Origin of the sequence: Pantoea sp. Ap-967 (assembly GCF_011752565.1) — a bacterium.
Classification (GTDB): Bacteria; Pseudomonadota; Gammaproteobacteria; order Pseudomonadales; family Pseudomonadaceae; genus Aquipseudomonas.
This window is the reverse complement of the sequence record NZ_VWXK01000006.1, coordinates 18,424-30,396: the sequence shown is the minus strand read 5'-3', so window position 1 is coordinate 30,396 and position 11,973 is coordinate 18,424. Positions and strand designations below refer to the sequence as shown.

General features: G+C 63.2%; 12 protein-coding genes. 3 read left to right on the top strand and 9 right to left on the bottom strand.

Going from position 1 to position 11,973, the window contains the following annotated elements:
- Positions 1–23 precede the first annotated feature (23 nt).
- Positions 24–842, bottom strand: coding sequence for a TIGR02285 family protein (locus tag F3J45_RS08355; RefSeq protein ID WP_255432001.1), 819 nt, complete (start codon positions 840–842; stop codon positions 24–26).
- A 62-nt stretch (positions 843–904) separates the two neighbouring features.
- A complete protein-coding gene (locus tag F3J45_RS08350) occupies positions 905–2,104 on the bottom strand; it encodes a CaiB/BaiF CoA-transferase family protein (RefSeq protein WP_167060188.1) in 1,200 nt (399 codons plus the stop codon).
- A 133-nt stretch (positions 2,105–2,237) separates the two neighbouring features.
- Here F3J45_RS08350 and F3J45_RS08345 point away from each other — a divergent pair, with 133 nt between their 5' ends.
- A complete protein-coding gene (locus F3J45_RS08345) occupies positions 2,238–2,780 on the top strand; it encodes a YaeQ family protein (protein WP_167060185.1) in 543 nt (180 codons plus the stop codon).
- 31 nt (positions 2,781–2,811) lie between these two features.
- Positions 2,812–4,521, top strand: a complete 1,710-nt coding sequence (recJ, locus tag F3J45_RS08340) for a single-stranded-DNA-specific exonuclease RecJ (RefSeq protein ID WP_167060180.1) — start codon at positions 2,812–2,814, stop codon at positions 4,519–4,521.
- Between the two features lie 624 nt (positions 4,522–5,145).
- On the opposite strand, the gene F3J45_RS08335 is transcribed toward recJ, so the two are convergent.
- Positions 5,146–5,688, bottom strand: a complete 543-nt coding sequence (locus F3J45_RS08335) for a hypothetical protein (RefSeq protein ID WP_167060177.1) — start codon at positions 5,686–5,688, stop codon at positions 5,146–5,148.
- A 360-nt stretch (positions 5,689–6,048) separates the two neighbouring features.
- The gene (locus F3J45_RS08330; protein WP_167060174.1) at positions 6,049–6,318 is read right to left on the bottom strand and encodes a DUF3077 domain-containing protein; all 270 of its coding nucleotides are present in this window, start codon (positions 6,316–6,318) and stop codon (positions 6,049–6,051) included.
- A 685-nt stretch (positions 6,319–7,003) separates the two neighbouring features.
- Between F3J45_RS08330 and F3J45_RS08325 the strand changes: the two genes are divergently transcribed.
- On the top strand, positions 7,004–8,110 hold the full coding sequence (locus F3J45_RS08325) for an NADH:flavin oxidoreductase/NADH oxidase (RefSeq protein WP_167060171.1): 1,107 nt from the start codon (positions 7,004–7,006) through the stop codon (positions 8,108–8,110).
- A 9-nt stretch (positions 8,111–8,119) separates the two neighbouring features.
- On the opposite strand, the gene F3J45_RS08320 is transcribed toward F3J45_RS08325, so the two are convergent.
- The 5 genes from F3J45_RS08320 to F3J45_RS08300 form a co-directional block, all read right to left on the bottom strand.
- Entirely contained in the window at positions 8,120–8,452 is a 333-nt protein-coding gene (locus F3J45_RS08320) for a type II toxin-antitoxin system HicB family antitoxin (protein WP_167060168.1), read from the bottom strand.
- Entirely contained in the window at positions 8,449–8,655 is a 207-nt protein-coding gene (locus F3J45_RS30300) for a type II toxin-antitoxin system HicA family toxin (RefSeq protein ID WP_370526360.1), read from the bottom strand. The genes F3J45_RS08320 and F3J45_RS30300 overlap by 4 nt, the downstream gene beginning before the upstream one ends.
- A gap of 177 nt (positions 8,656–8,832) precedes the next feature.
- Complete coding sequence (locus F3J45_RS08310; RefSeq protein WP_167060162.1) at positions 8,833–10,257, bottom strand: gamma-aminobutyraldehyde dehydrogenase; 1,425 nt, start codon at positions 10,255–10,257, stop codon at positions 8,833–8,835.
- Between the two features lie 17 nt (positions 10,258–10,274).
- Entirely contained in the window at positions 10,275–11,081 is an 807-nt protein-coding gene (locus F3J45_RS08305; RefSeq protein WP_167060159.1) for an ABC transporter permease, read from the bottom strand.
- Positions 11,071–11,973 (bottom strand): ABC transporter permease, encoded by a 903-nt coding sequence (locus tag F3J45_RS08300; RefSeq protein ID WP_167060156.1) that lies wholly within the window; start codon positions 11,971–11,973, stop codon positions 11,071–11,073. The genes F3J45_RS08305 and F3J45_RS08300 overlap by 11 nt, the downstream gene beginning before the upstream one ends.

Sequence of the window (11,973 nt, the reverse complement as noted above, 5' to 3'; positions counted from 1 at the left end):
GGGTTTCTTTTGCCCGCCGTTCGCTAGTGGCCTTCGAAGAAGCTGCGGCTCTGCTCCAGGTAGTGCTGTTGCATCTCGGGGTCGAGCCAGCGTGCATAAAGGCCTGGCAAGGTGTCGCGGCGCAGGGCTGGCAGCAGTTGGTCGATATGGGCGATGGCGGCGCGGCCCAGCGCTGTGTCCGAGCAGCCCACGTGCAGGAACTGGTAACGGTTCACGCCCTGGATGGGGTGAAACTCATAATCTGCCAGCGAGCCGCCCTGTTGCTGGATCAGGTAACGCACTTCCGGCCAGTAGCCGAGCACCAGTTGCAGGCGCCCGAGTTGTTGCATCTGCAACAGGCTGGCGGTGGCCTCGTTGCCGTAGTGGCGGTTGAAGGCCTGCTCGGGCAGCTGCTGCAGCAGTTGGTCGACCTGGGCGCTGTAGCTGCGCTCGGCAACGACGCCAAGCTTGAGCGAGGTCTGGCTCAGCAACGCCTTGAGGTCCACCTGCTGGCCGTCGAGGAACGGCGCGAGCACGGCCTGGGACTGCTTGCGCACCACCAGGCCGCTGCTCAGCACGCCCAGCATCGGTTGGGAAAAGTGCACGAACTTCTCCCGCTCCGGGGTCCACAGCAGGGTAGGGTCGCAGGTGAAGGTGGTTGGGTCCTGCAGCATCTGGATACTGCGCGCCCGGTTCACCCGCACCACACTGTGGTCGTACTCGGGCATCTGCGCGATCAACAACGGCAGCAGTTGGTCGACCACGCCCTGGCCCTTGTCGGCCCCCTCGAATACCGTGAACGGCGGCAGGTCGCGCAGCAGCCACAGCAGGCGTTCCTTGGCCAGCGCGCAGGGCATCGCCAAGGCCAGCAGCAGGCCGCAAAGCCCGCTCAGCAGGCGTGGCCGCCGCAGTGTGCGCGGGCGCCTCAGACAGTACCTGCCTGACGCAGGCTGGCAATTGCCGCTGCGTCATAACCCAGCCCGGCCAGCACGGCCTGGGTGTGCTCACCCAGGGCAGGGCCTACCCATTCGGTGGAGCCCGGGGTTTCCGACAGCTTGGGCACGATGCCGGGCATCTTGAACGGCTTGCCGTCGGGCAGGCGCGCTTGCAGGAACATTTCCCGGGCCAGGTACTGTGGGTCGTTGAACATGTCTTCGGCCGAATAGATACGGCTGGCCGGCACCTCGGCGGCATTGAGCGCCTGCATCACCTGCTCCAGCGGCAGGCTGTTGGCCCAGCGGTCGATGACGCCATACAGCTCGTCGCGCCGCGCGTCGCGGCCATCGTTGCTGGCCAGCAGCGGGTCGTCGGCAAGGTCGTGACGGTCGATGGCTTGCATGAAGCGCTTGAAGATCGCATCGCCGTTGGCGCCGATCTGCACGTGCTTGCCATCGGCCGTGGTGTGAATGGAAGAGGGGGTGATGCCGGGCATGATGTTGCCGGTACGCTCGCGGATAAAGCCGAACACGTCGAATTCCGGGACCATGCTTTCCATCATGGCGAAGATCGCCTCGTACAGCGCCACGTCCACCACCTGGCCCTGGCCGCCGTTGACCTCACGGTGACGCAGCGCCATCAGCGCACCGATCACGCCCCACAGGGCGGCAATCGAGTCGCCGATGGAAATGCCGGTGCGCACCGGTGGGCGGTCGTCGAAACCGGTGATGTAGCGCAGGCCGCCCATCGACTCGCCGACCGCGCCGAAGCCCGGTTGGTCCTTCATCGGCCCGGTTTGGCCAAAGCCTGACAGGCGCACCATCACCAGGCGCGGGTTCAGGGCATGCAGCACGTCCCAGCCCAGGCCGAGTTTTTCCAGCACGCCGGGGCGGAAGTTCTCGATCAGGATGTCGGCCTCGGCCAACAGGCGCTTGAGCACCTCGCGGCCCTCGGGGTGCTTGAGGTTGAGGGTCAGCGACTGCTTGTTGCGTGCCTGCACGAACCACCACAGCGACGTGCCCTCGTACAGCTTGCGCCATTTGCGCAGCGGGTCGCCGCCATCGGGCGACTCGACCTTGATCACCTCGGCGCCGAACTCGGCGCAGATGCGCGAGGCGAACGGCCCGGCGATCAGCGTGCCGAGTTCGATGACTTTGAGGCCGGCGAGGGGTTTGCTGGGCGTAGACATGAGGCATCCGTGGCGACTGGTCAGAGCCGTGGTTTTATCATAGGTGCGCAGCGGCAGATACTGCTCCGGCGCAAGGCCGGGCAGGATCGGTTAGACTAGGCGACTTTTCTTTGCCCACGAAGCCCATTCGACCATGGCCCAGCCGTCTACCACCTACAAATTCGAACTGAACCTGACCGATCTTGACCGCGGCGTGTATGAAAGCGTTCGCCAGACCATCGCTCGCCATCCGTCGGAAACCGAAGAGCGCATGGCCGTGCGGTTGCTGGCGTTCGCCCTGTGGTACAACGAGAACCTGACGTTTGGCCGTGGCCTGTCCGATGTGGACGAGGCGGCGCTGTGGGAAAAGAGCCTGGACGACCGCATCCTGCACTGGATCGAAGTGGGCCAGCCTGACGCCGACCGCCTGACCTGGTGCTCGCGCCGTACCGAGCGCACCAGCCTGCTGGCCTATGGCAGCCTGCGGGTGTGGGAAGGCAAGGTGGTGAGCGCGGTCAAGGGCCTGAAGAACCTCAGCATCGCCGCGGTGCCCCAGGAGGTGCTGGAAGTGCTGGCCACCGACATGCCGCGCACCATCAAGTGGGATGTGATGATCAGCGAAGGCACGGTGTTCGTCACCGACGACCGCGGCCAGCACGAAGTGCAGCTGCAGTGGCTGCTCGGCGAGCGTGGCTGAGCCCACAGAATAACGGATTGCCCAAGACCCCATGCGTATCGAACCCCGCCCGCTGCCGCCAACCCTGCCATTGCTGGGTAACCTGCCACCCTTGCTGACCCGCCTGTACGCCGCCCGCGGCGTGCAGACCGAAGCCGAGCTGGACAAGAGCCTGGCGCGGCTGTTGCCTTACCAGCAGCTCAAGGGCATCGACGCGGCGGTCGACCTGCTGGTCGACGCCCTCGACCAGCGCCAGCGCATTCTCATCGTCGGCGACTTCGACGCCGACGGCGCCACTGCCAGTACCGTCGGCATGCTGGGCCTGCGCCTGTTGGGCGCGGCCCACGTCGACTACCTGGTGCCCAACCGTTTCGAGTACGGCTACGGCCTGACCCCGGAAATCGTCCAGGTGGCGCTGGAGCGCCAGCCGCAGTTGCTGGTCACCGTCGACAACGGCATTTCCAGTGTCGACGGTGTGGCGGCGGCCAAGGCGGCGGGGCTCAAGGTGCTGGTCACCGACCACCACTTGCCGGGCCAGCAGTTGCCCGATGCCGACGCCATCGTCAACCCGAACCAGCCGGGGTGCGATTTCCCCAGCAAGGCGTTGGCCGGGGTCGGGGTGATTTTCTATGTGTTGATGGCCCTGCGTGCCCGCCTGCGCAGCCTGGGGCGCTATGAAACCCAGCCCCAGCCGAACATCGGCGAGTTGCTGGACCTGGTGGCCCTGGGCAGCGTTGCCGACGTGGTGCCGCTGGACGCCAACAACCGCATCCTCGTGCACCAGGGCCTGGAGCGCATTCGCGCTGGCCGTGCGCGGCCGGGCCTGAAGGCGATTCTGGAAGTGGCGCGCCGCGATCATCGGCGCATCACTTCCACCGACCTCGGCTTCATCCTTGGCCCACGGCTCAACGCCGCCGGGCGCCTGGATGACATGAGCCTGGGCATCGAATGCCTGCTGTGCGAGGATCAGGCGTCGGCCCAGGACATGGCCCAGCAGCTCGATGGCCTGAACCAGGACCGCAAATCGATCGAGCAGGGCATGCAGCGTGAGGCCTTGGCCCAGCTCAAGGACTTGCCGGTGGAGTCGATGCCCTATGGCTTGTGCCTGTTCGATGCGGACTGGCACCAAGGCGTGATCGGGATTCTCGCCTCGCGCCTGAAGGAGCGCTACCACCGCCCGACCATCGCTTTCGCCGACGCCGGCGACGGCATGCTCAAAGGTTCGGCGCGGTCGGTGCCGGGCTTCCACATTCGCGACGCGCTGGATGCCGTGGCCGCACGCCACCCGCAACTGATCAGCAAGTTCGGCGGGCACGCCATGGCGGCGGGCCTGTCTTTGCCCGAGGGCAACTTCCCGGCGTTCGCCGAAGCATTCGACGAGGAAGTCCGCCGCCAGCTGCGCGAGGAAGACCTCACCGGCCGCCTGCTGTCGGATGGCAGCCTGGCGGTGGAAGAGTTCCACCTGGACCTGGCCAAGGCCCTGCGCAATGCCGGGCCGTGGGGGCAGCACTTCCCGGAGCCGCTGTTCCACGGTGTGTTCCAGTTGGTGGAGCAGCGCGTGGTGGGCGAGCGGCACTTGAAGGTGGTGCTCAAGAGTGAATGCGGCTCGGTGCGCCTGGATGGCATTGCCTTTGGCATCGACCGCGACGTGTGGCCGAACCCGACGGTGCGCTGGGTGGAGTTGGCGTACAAGTTGGATGTGAACGAGTTTCGTGGGAATGAGAGTGTGCAATTGATGATTGCACATATGGAGCCGCGCTAAGCCAGGGGCGCTTGCGCGAGCTGCTCAGGTTTTCAGCTTCGCGGCATATCGTGCCGGGGCTGCATAGCAGCCCATCGCGAGCTGCGCTCGCTCCTACAGGTGCAGCGTCTGCGCTTGAAAACGCGATCCGCGAACACCGGCGAAGCCAGTGCCATCCAACGCGTTGGTGCACCGAAAGCCCAGCCTATCTGCGGCCTGGTAGGAGCGAGCAAAGCTCGCGATGCGCCGCCCAAGCGGCGCTCGATCTCCCAGGCGCTGAAAATCCTGTGACAAGCGCACCGCGGATAAACCGGAACCTAGCTTTAACGCCGGGTGAGGAACTGATGCCCATTCCCTCTCACAGGTTTGGGTGGCAGCTGCACGCGAGGTGAGAGACCGGTGATCTAGGAAACCAGCCAGGAAGAATCCTGCCCGCGCACAGCTACCGCTGAGGTTGCAGCTAGATCAACACGAGCTCTCACACCCGGCCGCCGAATTTGGCGACACAGGGAAATTAGCCCTGATGGTCATGACCTACAACAGAGAAACGGCAGCGCAAGGAGTAGGATAATTCCCAAGTGCAGTTGAACTGAAGCAGTTGGTTTGAGATTGGGTGAGGGCCAGCATGTGTTCGCCATGGGAAGTTCAGTGCCCCCGTATTCTTAGCTCGCAGTAAATAACCGCTGCCCCAATCAACAGGCCAATACCGGCACCTGTAAAAATGATGACGGCACGTGCAGTTTCCCTGTTTCTTACATTGGTTACATATGCCGCCAGCGCCGGGTCGTACAGAACCATGCCATTCGGCGCGATCAACCGTTCGGCTATTGAGCCTTTTTCTGTGTTTGCTATATCGACAAGAAGCGGCGTGCTGCGCTCTAGGTTTGCTGCCTCAAAGCGAGCTTTCTGCGCGTAAAGGTAGGTTTTAGCGTGCACTCCATCTGCGCTTTGGAATTTGATGCCGAAAGTGTAAAGAGATTTATCACTTTTCCATATTTCGGGTTGCGAAGTGAGAGAGGCCGACACTCGCGACCAGGATGCCTCATCGGAAGTTTCGTGCACGTCCTGCATGAGTATGAAGTTGCTGCCCAAGCTGAGAAGAAGAATTCCAGTCAGAAGCAAGGTTTTTGCTTGTTTTTGAGGTGGGAGTTCGCGTAGGAGTTTCAGTGAATATTGTGTGATATTCATGCCTAGGTTTCATCAGCTTTCAGTAATTTAATTGATTGGTTAGTGATGCTGGTCCTGTTGTGCAGCGCCGCCTCGGTAGGAGCGAGCGTAGCTCGCGATGCCGCGCGCAGCGGCCCCAGTTTTCAGCTTCGCGGCTTTATAGTGCCGGGGCTGCAAGCAGCCCATCGCGAGCTGCGCTCGCTCCTACAGGTGCAGCGGCTACGCTTGAATGGCGCAATTCACAAACGCCGGGGAAATCGGTGCCATCCAACGGGTTGGGGCACCGCAAGCCCAGCCTAACCGCTGCTTGGTAGGAGCGAGCAAAGCTCGCGATGCGCCGCCCAAGCGGCGCTCGATCTCCCAGGCGTTATCAATCTTCAGTCAAAGACCTGCCCTCATTCCCAATTCAGCATCATCCATCAATGCTTTGGCCATCGCACTGAGGTAGTGCGATGCCCAGATCATCATAGGCTTCTCATCCATCAAACCGACGATGGTCAACTCCCTCACATAGCCCATCAATTCAGAGGCCTGTTCGCGGGCATCTCTACAGGGAATCCCAGGCTCAATTCGAAACAGCGGGTAGCTCTGGTTCTCGCCCTGGAAGAAAGTCGTTTTGCCAACAGTGAATTTCATGTTGTCTGTGGTCACTTGTGTCTCTCCTGACATGTCTCGAACGCCGGTCCAGGCCGCTTCTCGGGTTTACCCGCGAAGAGGCCAGCAAATCCAACCTCAATGGTTATAGGCAATGATCAACTGGGACAAAGCGCTTGTTGATGCCGCAGGCGACGGTGTGATCTGAAGGAAAATCGAAATGATGGGCGGATCTGGGACTGTCTTTTTCATATCAACGACTCGTATGGCTACTGAATTCGCCGACCTCCGATTCCACACGGAAGGGCGGCAGTTGTACGCGGAGTGGAATCCAGGCTACGAGTAAACCCGGTAGGCCTTGCGGCCTCCCGCGCACAACTGCCATGACGACAGCCACTCAGTAATTGATCGGGATTCCACCCCCGGACGCCGCATGTTGGCGACCAACAAAGGCTAAAGAACGAGGACCCCAGGAACAATCAGACGTGAGCCGACAGGACTTGTAGGGTATTTCTTCACCCTGGGCTTCACCAGCGCTAGGGGGTAGGAACTGTCTGAAACCTTCGCCAGAATTGAGCGCATCAGCGCTTTCACCGGTTTCGCCGTCCAGCGCGGGCGCATGGCTGTTGAACTATCCCCCCCACCAATCTGGTCTAGTCTGGTTAATGACCGGCACCGGGCCAGGGATGTGCACTTGAGTGTCCGGGCCGGATCACCATTGGAGTCCTTGGGAGGTGCCCTCATGAGCTTGCTGCTTGAGCCTTACACCCTGCGTCAGCTGACCCTGCCCAATCGCATCGCCGTATCGCCGATGTGCCAGTATTCCGCCGTCGATGGCCTGGCCAACGACTGGCATCTCGTTCACCTTGGCAGCCGCGCCGTTGGCGGTGCGGGCCTGGTGATCAGTGAAGCGGTCGCCGTCTCCGCCGATGGCCGTATCACCGCCGAAGACCTCGGCCTGTGGGACGACGCGCAGATCGCCCCGCTGCAACGCATCACCCGCTTCATCACCGCCCAAGGCGCCGTGCCGGGTATCCAGCTGGCCCATGCCGGGCGCAAGGCCAGCACCTACAGGCCGTGGCTGGGCAAACCGGGCAGCGTCAAGCTTGAGGACGGTGGCTGGCAGCCGGTGGGCCCGTCGAAGATTGCCTTCGACCCACAACATACCCCGCCGCGTGAATTGAGCCAGGACGAGATAAAGAACGTGATCGCCGCGTTCGTCGCGGCCACCGAGCGTGCCCTGCAGGCTGGCTTCAAGGTGGTGGAAATCCACGCGGCCCATGGCTACCTGCTGCACCAGTTCCTCTCGCCGCTGAGCAACCAGCGCCGCGACGAATACGGCAGCTGTTTCGAAAACCGCATTCGCCTGACCCTGCAGGTGGTGGAGGCAGTGCGCCAGGTGTGGCCTGCCGAATTGCCGCTGTTCGTGCGAGTGTCGGCCACTGACTGGGTGGAGGATGGCTGGAACCCCGATGAAACCGTCGAACTGGCCCGTCGCCTGCGGGTATTGGGCGTCGACCTGATCGATGTGTCGTCTGGCGGCACCTCGGTCAACGCGGAGATTCCTACCGGCCCTGGCTACCAGACCCGCTTCGCCGAGCGCGTGCGCAAGGAGGCGGAGATCGCCACCGGCACCGTGGGCATGATTACCGAGCCGGCCCAGGCCGAGCACATTCTGCGTACCGGCCAGGCCGATGTGATTTTCCTGGCCCGTGAACTGCTGCGCGACCCGTACTGGCCACTGCACGCCGATGATGACCTGGGCGGCAACAAGGCCACTTGGCCTGCGCAGTACCAGCGCGCAACCAGCCGGGCGAACCCGATTCATGAGTCGGATTTGCGCGATTGACCGTTCGCTTCAGCTGTAAGCGGCTTGGCTGAGGATGTCGCTCACCCACTGATTGATGCTCACCTGCGCCAGCTCAGCCTTGGCTGCCACACTGGCGTGGAGGGCTGGCTCCAGGCGCAGGCTCAGCTTTCCAGAGTATGCTTTCTGGGGCGCCCGCCCGAGTTTCTCGCATGTTTCGAGGTAGTCATCCACAGCCTCTTCGAACGCCTGGCGCAGCTCATTGATTGACTCGCCATGAAAGCCGATCACATCTCGTATGCCTGCAACATGGCCGATGAGCAGCTGGTCTTCGTCACTGTATTCGATACGCGCTTCGTACCCACGGTAGGTCATGACATTCATGGTATTACTCCTGCCTGTTCCAAGAACTGGCGTGCACTTCGCACCTGGTAGGATTTGGCGTCCTTGTCGGGGTGAGGCCGATGGAACGTGGCAATTACGCCGTTGAGCTCGAAACGCACGCGCGATCCGCGACCTTCGATCATCGAGGCGCCCATCGAGATCAGAAATGATTCCAGGCGTACCCACTCCAGTGACTTGGGCACCGGCTTCCTGAAAATGGCTTCAAGGGTCGATCGTTGGTGATTATTCATGGTATCAGAATATGATACCAGTCGATCGTTAATCTGTAGGACAATGAGTCATTGCTTGAGTGAATGGTCTTGGCAGGACGGGCAGCGCGCCGACCGTGGGCATGACACACGGCCAGCACACGGCTTTCATCAGTGCTTGATCATCACATGCCGCACACAGGTGTAATCCTCCAGCCCATACATCGACATGTCCTTGCCATACCCCGAATGCTTCTGCCCGCCGTGGGGCATTTCGCTGACCAGCATGAAATGGGTGTTCACCCAGGTGCAGCCGTACTGCAGCCGCGCCGCCAGGCGATGGGCGCGGCCGGTGTCGCGGGTCCATACCGAAGAGGCCAGGCCGTAGTCGGAATCGTTGGCCCATTCCAGGGCCTGGTCCTCGTTGCTGAAGCGGGTCACCGACACCACCGGGCCGAACACCTCGTTGCGCACGATCTCGTCATCCTGCAGCGCATCGGCCAGCACGGTCGGCTCGAAGAAGAAACCCTCGCCCGCAATGGCCTTGCCACCGGTCACCAGGCGGATATGCGGCTGGGCGATGGCGCGCTGCACCAGGCCGGCCACCTTGTCGCGGTGCTGGGCGCTGATCAGGGGGCCAAGCTCGGTGTCCTCGGCATCTTGCAGGCCAGGCTTGAGGCTGGACACCGCCTTGCCCAGGCGCTCGACGAAGCGCTCGTAGATGCCGTTCTGCACGTACAGGCGGCAGGCGGCGGTGCAGTCCTGGCCTGCATTGTAGAAACCGAAGGTGCGGATGCCGTCGATGGCCGCGTCGATGTCGGCATCGTCGAACACCAGCACCGGCGCCTTGCCACCCAACTCCATGTGCATGCGCTTCACGCTGGCGGCAGTGCTGCCGATGATGTGCGCGCCGGTGGGAATCGAGCCGGTCAGCGACACCATGCGCACCTTAGGGTGGGTGACCAGCGGATTGCCGACCGTCTGGCCGCGGCCGAAAAGAATGTTGAGCACCCCCGGCGGCAGCAGGTCCTTGGCCAGCTCACCCAGGCGCAGGGCCGTCAGCGGGGTCAGCTCGGACGGCTTGATCACCACGGTGTTGCCGGCCGCCAGGGCCGGGGCGATCTTCCATGCCAGCATCATCAGCGGGTAGTTCCAGGGGGCGATGGAGGCGATCACCCCCAGCGGGTCGCGGCGAATCATCGAGGTGTGGCCCTGCAGGTACTCCCCGGCCGCCGAGCCGCCCAGGCAGCGGGCGGCGCCGGCGAAGTAGCGGAACACGTCGGCGATGGCCGGAATTTCATCGTTCAGCGCCGCGGAGAACGGCTTGCCGCAGTTCTGCGACTCCAGCCGGGCCAGTTCGTCGCCATGGCCCTCGATCAGGTCGGCCAACGCCAGCAGGGCCAGCGAACGCTCCTTGGGGCTGGTTTGCGACCAACTGTCGAAAGCCAGGTCGGCGGCGCGCACGGCGGTGTCTACCTGGGCCTCGCTGGCCTCGTTGATCTGCGCCAGGGCGCTGCCCTCGGCCGGGTTGAGCACGGTCCAGGTGGGGCCGTCGCCGGCAACCAGGCGACCGTTGATCAGCATGTGCGTTTGCATGAAGGGCTCCTTGAAGGTCATTTGCCGCTGCCTGCGACGCTTTCACCGCCGCGGGTCAGGTAGTAGGCGCCGAGAATCGGCAGCATGGTCACCAGCATCACCAGCATGGCGACCACGTTGGTCACCGGCACGTCGCGCGGGCGGCTGAGCTGGTTGAGCAGCCAGATCGGCAGTGTGCGCTCGTGGCCGGCGGTGAAGGTGGTGACGATGATCTCGTCGAACGACAGGGCGAAGGCCAGCATGCCACCGGCCAGCAGCGCCGAGCCGAGGTTGGGCAGGATGATGTAGCGAAATGTCTGCCAGCCGTCGGCGCCCAGGTCCATCGACGCCTCGATCAAGCTCTGCGAGGTCCGCCGCAGGCGGGCGATGACGTTGTTGTAGACGATCACCACGCAGAACGTGGCGTGGCCCACCACGATGGTGAACACCCCAGGCTCGATGCCCAGGGTCTTGAACGCCGACAGCAGGGCGATACCGGTGATGATGCCGGGCAGGGCGATGGGCAATATCAGCATCAGTGAAATGTTTTCCTTGCCAAAGAAATTGCGCCGGTACAGCGCCGCCGAGGCCAGGGTGCCGAGCACCAGGGCAATCAGCGTGGCCAGGCACGCCACCTGCAGCGACAGCTTGATGGCGTCGAGCACATCGGGGCGGGCGAAGGCCACGGCGAACCAGTTCAGGGTAAACCCCTTGGGCGGGAAACTGAATGCGGCGTCTTCGGTGTTGAAGGCATACAGCACGATGATCAGGATCGGGAAGTGCAGGAACACCAACCCGCCCCAGGCGGCCAGGCGCAGGCCGACGGACGCTTGTTCAGAGTGCATCGAAGGCCCCCAGGCGTTTGACGATGGCCAGGTACACGGCGATCAGCACGATCGGCACCAGGGTAAAGGCGGCCGCCATCGGCATGTTGCCGATCGCCCCCTGTTGGGCATAGACCATGCTGCCGATGAAGTAACCCGGCGGGCCGACCAACTGCGGCACGATGAAGTCGCCCAGGGTCAGCGAGAAGGTGAAGATCGAGCCGGCGGCGATGCCCGGGATCGACAGCGGCAGAATCACCTGCACGAAGGTTTGCCCGGGGCGCGCGCCGAGGTCCGCCGAAGCCTGCAGCAACGAGGGCGGCAGGCGCTCCAGGGCGGCCTGGATCGGTAGGATCATGAACGGCAGCCAGATGTACACGAACACCAGGAACCGCCCCAGGTGCGAGGTCGACAGCGTGCTGCCGCCCACCCCCGGCACCGCCAGCACGGCCTGCAGCAGGGGCTCCAGGTGCAGTTGCTGGATGAACCACTGGGCCACACCACCCTTGGCCAGCAGCAGGGTCCAGGCGTAGGTCTTGACGATGTAGCTGGCCCACATCGGCATCATTACCGCGATGTAGAAGAACGCCTTGGTTTTGCCCCGGGTGTAGCGCGCCATGTAGTAGGCGATGGGGAACGCCAGCACTGCGCTGGCCAGCGATACCGCCACGGCCATGGCCAGGGTGCGCAGGATGATGTCGAAGTTGGACGGGTTGAACAGGGCGGCGAAGTTGCCCAGGGTCAGGTCCGGGGTCACCGCCATGGTGAAGTCGTCGAAGGTGTAGAAGCCCTGCCACAGCAGGTTCAGCAGCGAGCCCAGGTAGATCGCGCCGAACCAGGTCAGCGGCGGAATCAGCAGCAGCGCCAGGTACAGGTTGGGGCGCCGGTACAACAGGTTGGCCAGGCCACGCAT